The sequence below is a fragment of the Nonlabens ulvanivorans genome, from assembly GCF_000732625.1.
GTDB classification, from domain to species: domain Bacteria; phylum Bacteroidota; class Bacteroidia; order Flavobacteriales; family Flavobacteriaceae; genus Nonlabens; species Nonlabens ulvanivorans.
In genome coordinates, this window is record NZ_JPJI01000032.1 from 719,850 (window position 1) to 735,974 (window position 16,125).

17 protein-coding genes are annotated in these 16,125 nt (G+C 35.5%); 10 read left to right on the forward strand and 7 right to left on the reverse strand.

Translation table 11 applies throughout. The features are described from left to right. Positions 1 to 41: 41 nt before the first annotated feature. Together IL45_RS10410 and IL45_RS10415 are read right to left on the reverse strand one after the other, a co-directional pair. Entirely contained in the window at positions 42 to 1,580 is a 1,539-nt protein-coding gene (locus IL45_RS10410; RefSeq protein WP_036583578.1) for an Rne/Rng family ribonuclease, read from the reverse strand. Positions 1,581 to 1,947: 367 nt separating this feature from the next. Continuing rightward, entirely contained in the window at positions 1,948 to 2,238 is a 291-nt protein-coding gene (locus IL45_RS10415) for an HU family DNA-binding protein (protein WP_036583580.1), read from the reverse strand. 131 nt (positions 2,239 to 2,369) lie between these two features. Between IL45_RS10415 and mutY the strand changes: the two genes are divergently transcribed. The 5 genes from mutY to IL45_RS10440 all read left to right on the forward strand — a co-directional run bounded on the left by mutY (position 2,370) and on the right by IL45_RS10440 (position 6,815). Beyond that, positions 2,370 to 3,416 (forward strand): A/G-specific adenine glycosylase, encoded by a 1,047-nt coding sequence (gene mutY, locus IL45_RS10420; protein ID WP_036583582.1) that lies wholly within the window; start codon positions 2,370 to 2,372, stop codon positions 3,414 to 3,416. Positions 3,417 to 3,461: 45 nt separating this feature from the next. Then, complete coding sequence (locus IL45_RS10425; protein ID WP_036583584.1) at positions 3,462 to 3,953, forward strand: single-stranded DNA-binding protein; 492 nt, start codon at positions 3,462 to 3,464, stop codon at positions 3,951 to 3,953. A 9-nt stretch (positions 3,954 to 3,962) separates the two neighbouring features. After that, on the forward strand, positions 3,963 to 5,267 hold the full coding sequence (locus tag IL45_RS10430) for a gliding motility-associated protein GldE (protein ID WP_036583586.1): 1,305 nt from the start codon (positions 3,963 to 3,965) through the stop codon (positions 5,265 to 5,267). Continuing rightward, positions 5,252 to 5,818 carry a gliding motility lipoprotein GldD gene (gene gldD, locus IL45_RS10435; RefSeq protein WP_036583589.1) on the forward strand — a complete coding sequence of 189 codons (567 nt, stop codon included), beginning with the start codon at positions 5,252 to 5,254 and terminating at the stop codon, positions 5,816 to 5,818. The genes IL45_RS10430 and gldD overlap by 16 nt, the downstream gene beginning before the upstream one ends. An 85-nt stretch (positions 5,819 to 5,903) precedes the next feature. After that, positions 5,904 to 6,815, forward strand: a complete 912-nt coding sequence (locus tag IL45_RS10440; RefSeq protein ID WP_036583593.1) for a DMT family transporter — start codon at positions 5,904 to 5,906, stop codon at positions 6,813 to 6,815. A gap of 67 nt (positions 6,816 to 6,882) precedes the next feature. Here IL45_RS10440 and IL45_RS10445 read toward each other — a convergent pair whose 3' ends face one another. Together IL45_RS10445 and IL45_RS10450 are read right to left on the reverse strand one after the other, a co-directional pair. Beyond that, a complete protein-coding gene (locus IL45_RS10445; RefSeq protein ID WP_235183340.1) occupies positions 6,883 to 9,006 on the reverse strand; it encodes an insulinase family protein in 2,124 nt (707 codons plus the stop codon). Then, positions 8,954 to 10,675 carry an insulinase family protein gene (locus IL45_RS10450; RefSeq protein ID WP_036583595.1) on the reverse strand — a complete coding sequence of 574 codons (1,722 nt, stop codon included), beginning with the start codon at positions 10,673 to 10,675 and terminating at the stop codon, positions 8,954 to 8,956. The genes IL45_RS10445 and IL45_RS10450 overlap by 53 nt, the downstream gene beginning before the upstream one ends. A gap of 179 nt (positions 10,676 to 10,854) precedes the next feature. Between IL45_RS10450 and IL45_RS10455 the strand changes: the two genes are divergently transcribed. From IL45_RS10455 to rpmA, 3 genes are all read left to right on the forward strand, one after another. Further along, positions 10,855 to 11,337, forward strand: coding sequence for a DUF4199 family protein (locus IL45_RS10455; protein ID WP_036583597.1), 483 nt, complete (start codon positions 10,855 to 10,857; stop codon positions 11,335 to 11,337). 112 nt (positions 11,338 to 11,449) lie between these two features. Further along, on the forward strand, positions 11,450 to 12,115 hold the full coding sequence (gene rplU, locus IL45_RS10460) for a 50S ribosomal protein L21 (protein WP_036583600.1): 666 nt from the start codon (positions 11,450 to 11,452) through the stop codon (positions 12,113 to 12,115). Positions 12,116 to 12,163: 48 nt separating this feature from the next. After that, entirely contained in the window at positions 12,164 to 12,424 is a 261-nt protein-coding gene (gene rpmA / locus IL45_RS10465; protein ID WP_036583603.1) for a 50S ribosomal protein L27, read from the forward strand. Between the two features lie 90 nt (positions 12,425 to 12,514). Here the strand turns inward: rpmA and IL45_RS10470 are convergent, their stop codons facing one another. From IL45_RS10470 to ahcY, 3 genes are all read right to left on the reverse strand, one after another. After that, complete coding sequence (locus IL45_RS10470) at positions 12,515 to 12,880, reverse strand: hypothetical protein (RefSeq protein ID WP_036583605.1); 366 nt, start codon at positions 12,878 to 12,880, stop codon at positions 12,515 to 12,517. A 123-nt stretch (positions 12,881 to 13,003) separates the two neighbouring features. Then, complete coding sequence (locus tag IL45_RS10475) at positions 13,004 to 13,219, reverse strand: hypothetical protein (RefSeq protein ID WP_036583607.1); 216 nt, start codon at positions 13,217 to 13,219, stop codon at positions 13,004 to 13,006. 109 nt (positions 13,220 to 13,328) lie between these two features. Beyond that, positions 13,329 to 14,645, reverse strand: coding sequence for an adenosylhomocysteinase (ahcY, locus tag IL45_RS10480; protein WP_036583610.1), 1,317 nt, complete (start codon positions 14,643 to 14,645; stop codon positions 13,329 to 13,331). A 114-nt stretch (positions 14,646 to 14,759) separates the two neighbouring features. Between ahcY and IL45_RS10485 the strand changes: the two genes are divergently transcribed. Both IL45_RS10485 and IL45_RS10490 read left to right on the forward strand, forming a co-directional pair. After that, positions 14,760 to 15,395, forward strand: a complete 636-nt coding sequence (locus tag IL45_RS10485) for a 4'-phosphopantetheinyl transferase family protein (RefSeq protein WP_036583612.1) — start codon at positions 14,760 to 14,762, stop codon at positions 15,393 to 15,395. A gap of 34 nt (positions 15,396 to 15,429) precedes the next feature. Then, the gene (locus IL45_RS10490) at positions 15,430 to 16,116 is read left to right on the forward strand and encodes a geranylgeranylglyceryl/heptaprenylglyceryl phosphate synthase (RefSeq protein WP_235183341.1); all 687 of its coding nucleotides are present in this window, start codon (positions 15,430 to 15,432) and stop codon (positions 16,114 to 16,116) included. The last annotated feature ends 9 nt before the right edge of the window (positions 16,117 to 16,125 follow it).

The following is a 16,125-nucleotide window of genomic DNA, read 5'->3' on the forward strand; positions in this document are numbered from 1 at the left end:
AAACGCCTATAAACTTGCGTCTATAGGCGTTTTTAAAAGGTTTAGAGTACTTTACCATCCTTATCTGTGAAATTGTATTCTAGATAAGTGTAAGCATCTCTAGGCGATACTTTAATCCATTTTTTGTGATTCATAAACCATTTAGAACGTATGGAAGGATAGCCTTTAGTTATAAATGCCGCAACAAAAGGATGCGCATTAAGCGTCACTTTTTTGTGTCCATTTTTTAAATGTTTTTCTAACTCTTCTTTTATCTTATCGATAACAAGAATGGGAGCTTGAATTTCATTTCCATTGCCATCAGGATTCTCTTCACGAGTCTTGATATTCATTTCTTGCCTTACACGTTGTCTAGTGATTTGAATTAATCCAAATTTACTAGGAGGAAGTATTTTGTGTTTAGCACGATCTTCAGACATTTCATCTCGCATGTGTTCATAGAGTTTTTTTCTATTTTCTGCCTGGCGCATGTCTATAAAGTCAACAACTATAATACCACCCATGTCTCTTAATCTTAATTGTCGCGCTATTTCACTAGCGGCGATAAGATTAGTTTCTAGAGCAGTGTCTTCTTGACTATTTGCTTTGTTAGATCTATTTCCAGAGTTAACATCAATAACGTGCATAGCCTCAGTATGTTCAATGATAAGGTAAGCACCTTTGCTCATTGAAACCGTACGGCCAAATGACGTTTTTATTTGTCTCTCAATACCATATTTTTCAAAAACAGGTGTGCGAGGATTGTGATATTTAACGATGGACTCCTTGTGAGGAGCGATAGTTTTAAGGTAATCTTTGATTTCAGAACATACTTCTTCATCGTCTACAACAATAGACGTGTAGGTGTCATTAAAAACATCTCTCATAATTGAATTAGTACGACTGACTTCAGTCATTACTTTAGAAGGGAAATTTGCTTTGTGCAATTTAGCACACATATTTTCCCATTTTGTGATAAGGTTCTGTAAGTCCTGATCCAGTTCTGCTACTAGTTTACCTTTTGCAACGGTACGTACTATAACGCCGAAGCCTGCAGGCTTAATACTTTTAACAAGTCTTTTAAGTCGGCTCTTTTCTTCACGATCTTCTATTTTTTGAGAAATAGAAATACGATCTGAGAAAGGAACGAGAACTACATATCTACCAGGGATAGAAAGCTCTGCGCTTAATCTAGGTCCTTTTGTGGAGATAGGTTCTTTAACTACTTGTACTAGAATAGGTTGGTTAGGTGCAACTACATCTGTAATGCTGCCTGATTTTTCTAATTCCTTTTCTAGTTTAATATCTTTTAATGCATAATTCTTGCGTCTACCGCTCAGAATTTGCTTCGTGAATTTAAATTGGGTAAGGTATTGTGGTCCTAGATCATGATAGTGTAAAAAACCATCTTTTTCATAACCTACATTTACAAATGAGGCATTAAGACCAGATAAGACCTTGCGAGATTTGGCAATAAATATATCGCTTACCGCAAATTTATTTTCATCTTCATCTTGGTGTAGCTCGACTAACCTACCATTTTTAGTAAGTGCATAGTCGACCTTAGTAGAACCGGAACGGATAATAATTTCTTTATCCATGATTCCAATTGTTAGTTCTATAATCACGTAAGGATTATAGAAAAAGTTATACTTTAAATAATGTTATAGATATCATACCTATAACGATACGAGTTATATCCCTATAACTCTATGTCAATGAACTTAAGGTTGTGTTTATATCAAAAGGTAAAGTGGTTCCTCATATAGTACAAGGTACCAACACGACTTTTCTTAAAGTGTGCAATTTAAAAGGTGACAACTGTACCAGACTTTGATATAAAAAGAAAAAGTAGTGAAATACTACTTTTTCTTCTTGTGACGGTTAGCGCGACGACGCTTTTTACGTTTGTGGGTTGCTACCTTATGTCTTTTTCTTTTTTTACCGCTTGGCATATCTCTTATATTTTTACTTAACTTTTACTCTTGTTTTCACACCTTCTACAAATACTTTAGCAGGTTTAAATGCTGGTATATTGTGAGCTGGTATTTTAATCGTTGTATTCTTGGAAATATTACGTCCAGTTTTCTCAGCTCTTGTCTTAACGATAAAGCTTCCGAAACCACGTAGATATACATTCTCTCCAGATTCTAAGGAACCTTTTACTTCATTCATGAAAGATTCTACAGCTGCCTGTACATCAGTCTTTTCCATTCCCAACTTATCTGAAATTTTAGATACGATATCTGCTTTAGTCATGTTTAAATTGAATAATTAATTAATAGGGTTTGTTAAACAGGGCGCAAATATACGGTAATAATACAAATACAATTCTCTAATTGATTAAAATTTAAGAAGATATATCTTGCGCTCTCTTAAATAAATATGCAATGAGTTTTCACCAACTACTTATAAAATGGTATGAAATACATAAAAGAGACTTACCATGGCGCGCTACTCAAGACCCTTATCGCATCTGGCTTAGTGAGGTTATATTACAGCAAACTCGTGTAAATCAAGGCTTACCATATTACGAGAATTTTGTTAATACCTATCCTACGGTTTATCAATTAGCCGCTGCTCCACAAGAAAATGTACTCAAATTATGGCAAGGATTGGGCTATTATTCTCGGGCTAGGAATTTACATATGGCAGCTCAACAGGTAGTTGATATGGGTGGTTTGTTCCCAGATTCTTATAAAGAGCTATTGAAATTAAAAGGTGTGGGCGATTATACAGCAGCAGCTATTGCAAGTTTTGCATATAAAGAGGTCGTCCCAGTGGTAGATGGTAATGTGTATAGGGTCTTATCTAGAATATATGGTATAAGTACTCCTATTAATGAGAGTGCTGGTATAAAAGAGTTTAAAAAATTAGCGTCTCAGTTGATAGATCATAATCAGCCAGATGTATATAATCAGGCAATTATGGAATTTGGTGCATTACAATGTTTGCCTAGAAATCCTGACTGTGCTACTTGTCCATTTAGCGATGATTGTATCGCTTTAAGTGATAATCGTATTGATGAATTGCCTGTAAAAATTAAAAAGGCAAAAGTAAAAAATTTACATCACCATTATATAGTACTACAAACACCTCAGGATAATACGATGCTTCAAGAGCGTCCGCAATCCGGTATCTGGGCAGGTTTGTTTGAGTTTCCCTTTATAGAAAGCGATGGAGCTCTATTATCAGTAGAATTTAGAGATAAACTACAACAACAGGAATGGTGGTCAGGATTCCGCTTTCGCGAAAGCGTATATAATCAAGATCCCATTATCCACAAGCTATCGCATCGCAAGATTCATGCTTATTTCTGGATTGTTGAAATAGATCAAGAAATTGAAAATGGGATTACTATTCAACAAGCATTTCAAAAACCACTACATATTTTAATGCATCGTTTTATGAGTTCGTTCTGGAATTCTTATCTTTAAGATTAATTATCTTTACACGCTTGATATTAATCAAAAAAGTATAAAATGGCAGGAACAGTAAACAAAGTGATTCTTATAGGACACACCGGTGATGAAGTGAAAATGAAGTATTTTGAAGGTGGTAACTGTATAGGTCGTTTCCCGCTGGCAACTAATGAAGAGTATGTTAATAGAAATACAGGTGAGCGTGTTTCTAACACAGAGTGGCACAATTGCGTAGTACGTAACAAAGCTGCCGAAGTTTGTGAAAAATACCTCAAAAAAGGAGATAAGGTCTATATTGAAGGTCGCATTAAAAACAGACAGTGGACTGGCGAGGATGGACAACAACGTTACACGACTGAAATACAAGTTCAAGAATTCACGTTTTTAACTCCTAAAGGTGAGAACGCAGCACCTACTCAACAACAATCACAAAGACCAGTTCAACCACAACAGGTTAGTCGCCCAGCACAACCACAACAGCAAGCTAACCAGAGTTATCAAAGTGCGCCAGCTCCTGCATCTAGCGATGACGATGATGATTTACCATTTTAATTACAAATAGTGGATCCCGACTCATCGCATTTATTGTTTGCAATACTTTCTGGCTCTAGTGAGCTGGTTTATTTTTTAGTCTTTATAATATTATTAATCTTAAGCGCCATGGTCAGTGGTGCAGAGGTTGCTTTATTCTCGTTAGAAACTATAGATTTAGAAGATGAACATGTAGATTTCCCTAGACGTGAATTAGTAGCAAAACTTCTTGCTAGACCTAAAAAATTGCTTGCAACCATACTGATCGCAAACAATGCAATCAATATTACGACAGTTCTTATTTTTAGTATACTAGCAGATAGTTGGTTAGACTCTATAGATACAGAGTGGTTAAGATTTGTTCTAGAGGTTGTTATCGCAACGTTTTTGATATTGTTGTTTGGTGAGATTTTACCTAAGGTTTATGCAAACCGTAATGCTATGCAGTTTGCAAATTTTATGGCTATACCGCTTAATATACTAGATAAGTTATTCAGCTTTTTAAGTCTACCCATGCGTTATGTGACCATTCAAATCCATGAACGATTAGGAAATAAAAAATCAAGTATTACAGTATCTCAATTATCACAGGCATTAGAGCTAACAGATCATCATGATACTACTGATGAAGAGCAGCAATTGCTTCAAGGTATTGTAAGTTTTGGTAATACAGACACTAAAACGGTGATGCGCAATAGAACAGATGTTTTTGCGCTCGATGAAAGCCTGCCGTTTAAAGATATTATTACAGAGGTTATATCTAATGGTTATTCTAGAATACCTGTTTTTAAAGAAAGTATAGATCAGATTACAGGTGTGCTTTATGTAAAAGACTTACTACCTTACATAGACCGTAAAAATTTTGAATGGACTAAACTTTTGCGCGAGGTTTACTTTGTGCCAGAGAATAAAAAACTTGATGACTTACTTCAAGAATTTCAAGAGCAAAAAAAGCATCTTGCTATTGTAGTAGATGAATATGGAGGTACCAGTGGTTTAATCTCACTTGAAGATATTATTGAGGAGATTGTAGGTGATATTAGTGATGAGTTTGATGATGAGAACCTAGTGTATTCAAAATTAGATGATAAGAATTTTGTTTTTGAGGGCAAAACACCTTTAAAAGATTTTTATCGCATCACAGAATTAGAAGAGTCACAACAAGAGCTATTTGATAATTCAAAAGGAGAATCAGAAACCGTTGCTGGATTTTTATTAGAGCAAACGGGATACTTTCCTCGCAAATTAGATAAAATAACCTTTGAAGGGTTTACGTTTGTAGTAGAGTCCATGGATAAGAAACGCATTAAACAAGTCAAATGTACCAAGCCTTAAAATTCCTTTTTATATTAATTACAATTATTGCTCTTGCTAGTTGTGGTAATGATGCGCTCCAGCCCAAGCCAGAAGCAAAGCTAGCTCTACAGTATCCATCACCTGAATATCAAAGACTTGATAAGGCTAATTGCCCTTTTACTTTTGAGGTGAATTCTTTTGCAAGAGTACTTTCTAAAGGCGATTGTGCTATGAAAATAGAATATCCTTTTATGGATGCTACGGTATATATGGACTATGCGCCAGTTAAGGATAATATTAGAGAGTTATTAATAGATGGTCAGAAGCTATCATTCTCCCATAATCGTATGGCAGATGTTATAGACGATAAAATTTATCTTAATCCAGATAAATCTGTTTACGGAATGATGTATGCCATTGAAGGCAATGCTGCTTCAAACGTTCAATTCTACTTAACAGACAGTGTTCAAAACTTTATAACAGCATCTCTTTATTTTGACCGTACACCTAATTATGATTCTATTTATCCAGCCGTTGATTATATCAAACTTGATATGCGTAAGATGATGGAGTCCATGGATTGGAAATAGTATAAACACATAATTGTATTCCATTTAAGAAATAACTTTGATTTAGTTTCTTAAAAAGAATGACCTTTGAGCTTTCAGCAATCACATGGATAATTCTAAGCTCAAGTACGTTTACCTCATCATTCTTAGTTTAATATGGGGAACCTCATTTATACTTATTAAAAAAGCATTAGGAGATGACGGAACCGGTAATCTAGTACTACAACCATTGCAACTAGGTGCTGGAAGAACTATTATATCTGGATGTATTTTAATAGCTATAGGTTGGAAATCATTTGCAGCTACAGATCGCAAGGATTGGAAATGGCTTTTTATCTCAGGACTTTTAGGTACTTTTTTTCCAGCGTTTCTTTTTGCATATGCACAGACAGAAATAGATAGTGCTATAAGTGCGATTCTCAATTCTACAGTACCGTTAATTACTTTAATTATGGGTGCGGTTATATTTGGTATTGCTTTTTCTCGCACCCAATTATTAGGCGTTATCATCGGGCTTGCTGGTGCGATTGCTCTTGTCTTCTCAGGAATGAAAAATAATCCAGAACAGAACTATCTTTTTGCTGGGCTAGTCTTTATAGCATGTACTTGTTATGCAAGTAATGTGAATATTATTAAAAGATATTTACAAAACATAAAGCCGCTCGCTATTGCAACAGGGAATTTTATCTTTATACTGCCTCTAGCGATAATCGTATTTTTTAGTGCAGATGGCGGTTCTCTAGAGTTTACTAGTGAGCCAGTACTTAAAAGTCTAGGCTACATAATTGTACTGTGTATTTTTGGTACTGTTGCTGCAAAAATTATGTTCAACAAACTTGTTCAGATCACTTCTCCTGTATTTGCGAGTTCTGTCACATACCTTATGCCTGTTGTAGGTTTAACATGGGGAATGATGGATGGAGAGACCTTTAGTATCTGGCAAGTGCTAGCCACTATGGTCATCATATTTGCTGTTGTACTGGTAACAAGAGATAAAAAAAAACCAGCAACTAATTAGTTACTGGTTTTTATAATAAAATTTATGTTTTATACGCTTTCGCGAAAGCGTAATAACAATACTCTTTCTAGAAATCTGAATCTTTCAATCCTGGATTTACTTTAAGGTCTTTTAATTCAAATGTAAGTTCACGTCCCATCATAGGAATAACCATTGATGTAGGGAATTTTACACCTGCATATTCTTTAAAGTCAGAGAATTGAGTTACAACTTTTGCCTCACCTTGCGGTGTCATACTAGTCGTTTCAGTTCCTACTAGAAGTCCAGTTTCTGTGTCATAAAAAGATTTTTTAAGATCATTCCATTTGATAACAAAAACGTTGTGATCACCTAGTCTTTCTGCACCATCTAATGTGGCCATATCTGCATGGTACAATTCTGGGAAAAACATTGCTTCCGTCTTCACGACCTCTAGCATATCTCCAGAAAGTTCTTGAGTTTGTCCCATACCACTTATAGTACCTTTTCCATCTTTATAAACCTGCTTGTTTAATTCACGTCCACCCATTTTCATAACCATTACCCAGTTATCACCTTTTTGGCTTTTAGTATCCATGATTACTTCTCCCATAGGAGATGTAAAAGCAGAGAATTGAGAGATGTCATTAATTTTCATTACAGCATCTTTACCACCTATAGCTTTGATATAGTTATCTAATACTGTTTGAGCTGTTAGACCTGCTGGGATTTCAATAGTAGAAGGACGCTCAGTTTCATTTGCATTTTTATCATAGAATTTGATAGGTACTGGTTGCCCGTTAAGAGTCATTTTTTCAAGCGGTTCAAGAATATCTCCAGCTTTACCTACAACAACTATACGTATGTTATCTGGGCTCAAAAATCTGTTTGCAACACGTTTTATGTCTTCTTTAGTTACTTTATTGATATTAGCAATAAAATTCTTGTAGAAGTCATTGTCTAGTTCATTTTTCTGAATTCTTATAGAGCGATCTGCAACTACAGATTTATCTTCTGAAGACATAATAAAGTTTCCTAAGAATTTAGCCTTGGCAGTTGCTAGCATCTCATCTTCTACAAACTCAGTACGTATTCTATTTAACTCTTTAAAAGTTTCTACAATGGCGCTATCAGTTACTTCATTACGGATTTTTGCACTTGCAGTAAAAGTACCTTTGTAATTTCTACCAGTACCTATATTTGAGCGTGCTCCATAAGTGTATCCATTCTTTTCACGCAAGTTCATATTTAAATAAGAGCCAAAAGAACCACCGAAAACATAGTTTGTTACTAAAGCCGCATAGTAATCTGGATCACTCATCTTCAAATCTGAAAGGCTGTAAATTGCCAGTTCTGTTTGAACCGCGTTAGGTACGTCAACTAAGTTAATTTGAGTTTGATCTACGTCGCTTAAAGTAGGTAATGTAGCTTCTGGAGCCATTCCTTTTTTCCATTTACCAAAGTATTTCTTAACCAGCTTTTTTGCTTCTTTTTTCTCAATATCTCCTGTGATTATTAAGTACCCGTTTGAAGGTTTGAAGTAAGCGGCATAGAAATTCTTAACATCATCAAGTGTTACGTTGTTTACTGTTTCTTCGGTTGCAAATTCACCTGCTGGGTGATCTTTTCCATAAACTAATGCGCTACGTACCTTACCGGCTATAGCAGCAGCGCTGTTCTCACCAGATTTTAATCCTTCTAATAATTGAGATTTTTCAAAATCTAATTCTTCTTGAGTAAAATTAGGTTTAAAAGCAGCCTCTGCAAAAAGTCCAAAAACGTCGTTCTTATACTTAGATAAACTAGCGGCAAAACCACCACCAGTTCCCACACTAATTCTTGCGCCTAAGAAATCTACTTGCTCGTTAAATTTCTCTTTAGCAGTTTCAGTAGATCCTTTTCCCATGATAGCTCCGGTTAAGGACTGTACACCAGCCTTATCACCTTCAAACACTGGTGGATTATTTAGGTCTAAACTCATACTGAAAGTAGGTAGCTTCTTGTCAGTTACTACAAGTACTTTTAAACCGTTTTTAAGTTCAAATGTATATGGCTTACCTAGGTTTATTTCTGGTGTTGGGCCAGAAGTAGGCATTTGAGATCGGTCTATTTGTGCAATGGCACCTGCTCCTGTAAGGAGTAATACCATTAAAAATATAAATTGCTTTTTCATTGTTATATTATTTTTTAGTAATGGTAAATTCAGTTCTTCTAGACTGCTTATATTCTTCATCAGAACATGTTTTGCTTTCACAATCTACTACTGGGTTTTCTTCTCCACGTCCTACAGCTTTTACTCTATTAGCAGTAACACCTTTTGAGATTAAGTATCCTTTAACTGCATCTGCACGTTTTTGAGATAAGGTTTTGTTGTAACTATCGCTACCTCTTGTGTCAGTGTAAGTTTCTGCAAGAATTTCCATGGTAGAATTCTTCATCATCATATTAACGATGCGATCTAGCTCTTTTGCAGCACTTTCAGTAATTGCTGCTTTATCGTTGTCAAAATAGATTTTGTTGATTTGTAGTTTATTGTCTACAACCTTTACCTCATCTGTTGCGGCAGCCATTTCTTCTTCTGTCGGTGCGCTACCAGCTAGATAATCTAACTCTAGTCTTTGATTAGGTTTCAAATATTTATTTGCAACTCTCTTAATGTCTTCACGTGTGATGCTTCTATAGATGTCTAATTCTTTATTGATTAAACCAGTATCGCCTTTTAACATATTGTAAGTGGCAAGTGAAGCTGCAATTCCTTCTACTCTGGAGTTTGAGCTTACAAATCTAGTTTCGAATTGATTTTGAAGTTTTTGATATTCTCTTTCAGAGATTAATTCTGTCTGAAGTTTTACGATTTCTTCATCCATCACTTTTGCAAGTTGGTCTAAAGAAACATCACCTTTAGAAAGAGCTCCCATTGTATAAGTACCATAATCTTGGTTAGACTGTGCAAATGCTAATACTTGTAAAGCTATTTGCTCTTCTTCAACCATTCTTTTTTGCATTCTTGAGCTCGCTCCACCAGTTAAAACAGAAGAGATGTAATCAAGTACATATGCATCACGATCTATAGATTTAGGAGTAATGTAAGAGAAGATTTTTACCGGAATCTGAATGTTAGCATCATACTCAGTTGCATAACGAGTTTCAGTTATAGGTGCCTCAACGATTGTCTTACGGACATTTCTTGGTGCTTTATTAGGAATAGGACCAAAATAGTCCTCAATCATTTTCTTAGTTTGATCGATATTGATATCACCAGCAACTACAAGAGTAGCATTATTAGGGTTATAGTATTTATCATTAAAATCTTGAAATTCAGAAAGCTTTGCAGCATTTAGATCCTCCATAGATCCTATAACACTTTGTCCATATGGGTGTGTTTTAAATAAGTGCTTATCAATACCAGTTCTATAAAGAATTGCTCCATATGGTGCATTATCAATACGCTGGCGCTTCTCTTCTTTCACGACTTCATTTTGAGTATCTACACCTATTTGCTCAATTTTAGGATGCAACATACGCTCGCTTTCCATCCATAGACCCATTTCTAAATTGTTAGAAGGGAACGTTTCGTAGTAGTAAGTACGATCTTGAGTTGTGTTAGCATTATTGCTTCCACCATTTGCGCTTACAATGTCAAACCATTTCCCACGCTCAATGTTCTCTGTTCCTTCAAATAAAAGGTGTTCAAAAAAGTGAGCAAATCCTGTTCTACCTGGGTCCTCGTCTTTTGCACCTACTTGATACATAACTCCAGTTGTTACAACTGGCGCACTATTTTCTTGATGCAAGATTACATGCAATCCGTTAGGTAGATCATACTCAACGTACTCCACTTCTTGTGCAAATCCCGACACAGCCATAAAAGCTGCTGCAAGACTTAAAACAATTTTTTTCATTTTGTGATTTTTACGATTGTTACTTTTAGTTAGTGTTTTTTCTATATGAAACGTTACAGGTTTCTTATAGAATTCTCAAAATTAGCCGTTAACTACCTATTTATGAGTTAAAGAAAGGTCAAATAGGCTGAGATATCTATGGAGTAGCCGTAATTTAAAATCAATCAAAATTTAATAACATGTTATTTTCAAAAAACACACTCAAAATATCCCTCAGTATTATCTTTCTTTTAATTGCATATTTCTTACTCATCGCCTCTATAGGTGTTGCAGATAAGGTCTATTTAAGTTTCCTTAACGCGCCCATCATGGCGATAGGTTTGTATTTTATAATAAGGAGCGTTTTTAAGTCCCAGCCAAATGATTTTAAATACATGGATGGTTTTTTATCTGGTCTAGCTAGTGGTTTTTTAATTTCTGTTGTATTCACAGTTTTTATGGCGATTTATCTTTTTGAGATTAATCCAGATTTAGTTCAAGAGATGAGCGCTTCAATACCTTTAGCTTCAGGAACTGATGAAGTGGGATTGTTACTATTTATCTTTTTATCAGGCGTCTCTACCGCTATTGTGAGTTCTTTACTTATTATACCTATTTTTAAGCAATCGTGGAATACAAGAGGAATGAGGAATTCTCAAAAGCCTCTAAATCAGAATTCTTAGTTAAATACTGGTGAGATTTACGCTTTCGCGAAAGCGAATTTTAAAAAAGTTTGCTAATTACCAGAATAGCAGTATATTTGCGTCCATTTTTTAACAAAGTTAAATTACAATTATGTACGCAATCGTAGAGATAGCAGGGCAACAATTCAAGATCGAGAAAGATCAGAAGTTGTTTGTACATCGTTTACAAGAAGACGAAGGAGCAACAGTTTCCATCGATAAAGTTCTTCTTTTAGGCAATGACAACGACATCACTCTCGGCGCCCCAGCTATAGAAGGAGCATTTGCTGAAGCAAAAGTTCTGGGACACCTTAAAGGTGACAAAGTAATCGTTTTTAAGAAAAAACGTAGAAAAGGATACCGTAAGAAAAACGGACACCGTCAATCATTAACTGAAATTCAGATCTCTAGCATTTCTGCTACAGGTGGTAAGAAATCTGCTCCAAAAGCAGAAAAGAAAGCACCTGCAAAGAAAGCAGCTCCTGCAAAAGAAGCGGCTCCTAAGGCAGCAAAGAAGGCAACTTCTAAAGCAGATGATCTTAAGAAAGTTGAAGGTATTGGACCTAAGATTGCAAGCACTCTTAATGAGGCAGGTATAACAACCTTTGCAGAACTTGCAAAAACTGACGCTGCAAAGATTTCTGAAATCATAGCAGATGTACGTGGTAATCATATCACAGACTCATGGCCTATGCAAGCTCAAATGGCTGCAGATGGTAAGTGGGATGAATTAAAAAAATGGCAAGACGAAGCTAACGGCGGAGTTATGCCAAGCTAATTAAAGTAGAACACGATATTTTTATAAATATCCTTAAAATTTATAACCATGGCTCACAAAAAAGGAGTAGGTAGTTCGAAAAACGGAAGAGAATCTCATTCAAAACGCTTAGGTGTTAAGATTTTTGGAGGACAAGCAGCAATTGCTGGTAACATTCTTATTCGTCAGCGCGGTATGGAGCACCATCCAGGTGAAAACGTATATGCTGGTAAGGACTTTACATTACATGCAAAAGTAGACGGATTAGTGAAGTTTACTAAAAAAAGAAATAATAGATCTTACGTTTCTATCGTTCAGGCAGAAGCTTAAAAACTATTTTTTTACATTAAAAAATCCCAAGTTGCTTAAAGTGACTTGGGATTTTTATGTTCAATAAGTTTTTAAAAACCGTTGCTTCGCCTATTTTATTAAGTCTTGTTTATTTAAAACAACAACTAATGAGTCGATAAATTCACGTTGTTTTAGTAATCCTTTATTTTCAATTTGTATGGTGTAAAAATCAGTAAGACTAGTTTTGTCTATCAAAGTAGTGTCTAATAAAGCATTAAGGCTCGTGGTTAATCTAGATACAGGCCAGTCTGTCATTTGTATGGAGTCTTTAGTGATTTTAAGTCCAGCATCTCCATATATTCCGCCAGCATTACCACCTTCTATAAAGCCCGACAGATTTGCCGTTACAATCTCCTGACGCGGAAAATCTGTTGAACATGAAGTTATAACTATTGGTATAAGCAATATTGATAAATAGATACTTAAGTTTTTCATAAGTAAAAGAGTTTAAATATAAACGATATGATTAATGGTAAAGTATTTAATGAAAACAGCCAGTAAAAACACACTCTTTAAGGAGTATACTTTACTGGCTGCTATTTTATTGTCTAATAGGCCTTATGGTCTACCTTTCAATCTTTTCTCAATCTTCTGCTTTTTGGCAGTGAGACGTTTCATAAGATCCATGATCTCTTCGTCTTTGTTTTCCTTGTAAATATCATTTAAACCTAAGATTAGATCCTTTGCTCTTCTTGATGCGTGGACTCTATCGCTGGTTGACATATTACTCATTGTTTCAGTTTCAAAAGCTAATGCTTCTTCGATAATCTTCATAAATTGTTATTAATACGCTTTCGCAAAAGCGTAGTTACAATATCCGCGCCATTTGCAAAAAGTGTTAAGTTAAAAAATAAAACTTAATACCCAAGCAAAAGGTTAAATATTAATATCTGTAATATTCTGGCTTGAAAGGTCCTTCAACCTCTACTCCTATATAATCTGCCTGATCTTTCTTAAGAACTGTAAGCTCTGCGCCCATTCTTGATAGATGTAATGCTGCTACTTTTTCATCAAGATGTTTAGGTAACATATAAACTTCATTTTTATATGCATCTGCGTTAGTCCATAATTCGATTTGAGCAAGAGTCTGATTTGTAAAAGAGTTGCTCATTACAAAACTAGGGTGACCTGTTGCACAACCTAAGTTTACCAAACGACCTTCAGCTAGTAAGATGATATCTTTACCATCAATCGTATACTTATCAACTTGTGGTTTGATTTCTACCTTAGAACTACCGTAGTTCTCATTTAAGAAAGCAACGTCTATTTCATTATCAAAGTGACCGATGTTACAAACGATTACTTTATCACGCATGCTTTTGAAATGCTCACCGCGTATAATATCTTTATTTCCTGTAGTTGTGATAACGATATCTGCGTTTCCTACTACATTCTCTAATTGTTTTACTTCAAAACCATCCATTACGGCTTGTAATGCACAAATAGGATCGATTTCAGTTACTGTTACAATAGATCCTGCACCACGGAAAGAAGCTGCGGTACCTTTACCTACATCACCATATCCACAAACTACAACGCGCTTTCCAGCAAGCATCGTATCAGTTGCACGTCGTACAGCGTCTACAGCACTCTCGCGACAACCGTATTTATTATCAAACTTAGACTTTGTTACAGAGTCATTTACATTGATAGCAGGCATAACCAGAGTACCATTCTTCATACGCTCATATAGTCTATGAACTCCAGTGGTTGTTTCCTCAGATAAACCATTAATTCCAGCTGCTAGTTCTGGGAATTCATCAAATACCATATTAGTTAAATCGCCACCATCATCTAGTATCATGTTTAGTGGCTTTCTATCTTCACCAAAGAATAGCGTTTGTTCAATACACCAGTTGAATTCTTCTTCACTCATTCCTTTCCAAGCATATACTGGTATACCAGCAGCAGCAATTGCAGCAGCAGCATGATCTTGAGTTGAGAATATGTTACATGATGACCATGTTACGTCTGCGCCTAATGCAACTAGAGTCTCAATTAGTACAGCAGTCTGTATAGTCATGTGTAAACATCCAGCGATACGTGATCCTTTAAGTGGTTGTGATTCTTTATATTCTTCACGTAATGCCATAAGACCTGGCATTTCAGCTTCTGCAAGCTCTATTTCTAATCTTCCGTACTCAGCAAGAGTGATATCTTTTACTTTGTATGGAACGTATGGAATTGTGTTTGTACTCATAATGAATTTTAATATGTTAGCTTTATGTCGTTGATATGTTTAAAAATCAACAAATTAAAAGCTGTTATTTGCTTAAATTGCGGCTGCAAATTTACAAAAAACTAATCGATTCTCGTGCCTCTTTACAAAACCCTAACAAATAGAGAAAATACTACCGTATATGTCTGGAAGATAACTGAGTCTGAGGCGTGGTTGCGTACTGGACTGGAACTCTCTGAGAACTCTATTAATAGATTATTTACTATGAGTTCTGAGTTGCACAGGCGTGGCTTCTTGAGTATAAGACATCTTTTGAGAGAAGCTGGTTACACAGATCAAAATCTGTATTACAATGTAGATGGTAAACCACACCTAGATGACGGTATGAATATATCCATCACGCATAGTTATGAATTCACGGCAATTATCATAAGTAATGAACTTGTAGGGATAGATATTGAGAAGTTACGAGATAAAATTAAGCGTATCGCTCCAAAGTTTATAGGCTATGAGGAAGAGTTTGTTACAGAATTAGAGGACGCTATAGAACCATTAACGGTAATTTGGGGTGCAAAAGAATCAATGTATAAACTTTATGGGACAAAAGGTCTTGGTTTTAAAGCGCATTGTTATGTAGAGCCCTTTGAAATGGATTTAAACCACACGATATCTAGAATAGTCTATAACGGAGATAATTTTAAGTATGATGTATATTTCCAACGATTAGAAAACTTTATGATGGCATATATACTTCCTGCTCATAATGCATAATGTTTTAAGAACGATAAAGGAAAGCCAGCGTACTATGGCATTCTTGTTAGATCCAGAAAAAACAAGGATTGAAGATTTAATAGAGACTTTTGATCACATTAATAATCTCAGAATTCTAATACAGACAGAGTTAAGTGTAGAGTACTTTGTACTTTTTGTAGGTGGTAGCACGATGATAAATGTAGATCTCGATAAATGGATACTCGCCGCAAAGGAAATTATAAAGATACCGATTGTTATCTTTCCTGGTTCACATCACCAACTCACCGAAAATGCTGATGGCTTGTTGTTTCTCAATTTAATTTCTGGAGACAATCCTGATTATTTAATAAGACAACAACGGCAGGCTGCTGCCCAATTATTAAGAAGTCAGTTGGAAATCGTGCCCACAGGATATTTGTTAATCGATGGCGGTCATGAAAGTGCAGTACAACGCGTTTCTCAAACTCTGCCATTATCTCAACATGATGCTGATTCTATAATTCATACAGCATTTGCTGGCCAGTTAATGGGTAATCAATTAATTTATTTAGAAGCTGGTAGTGGTGCTATTACACCAGTAAATCCAGAAATCATAAAATCTGTAAAAAATCAGCTGGAGATTCCTTTAATAGTTGGCGGTGGCTTGCGATCTTTACAACAATTAAAATCTAGCTATCTAGCTGGCGCTGATATGCTCGTTATCGGTACAGCAATTGAGCAAAAAATTAATTGGAATTAAAAACTAATC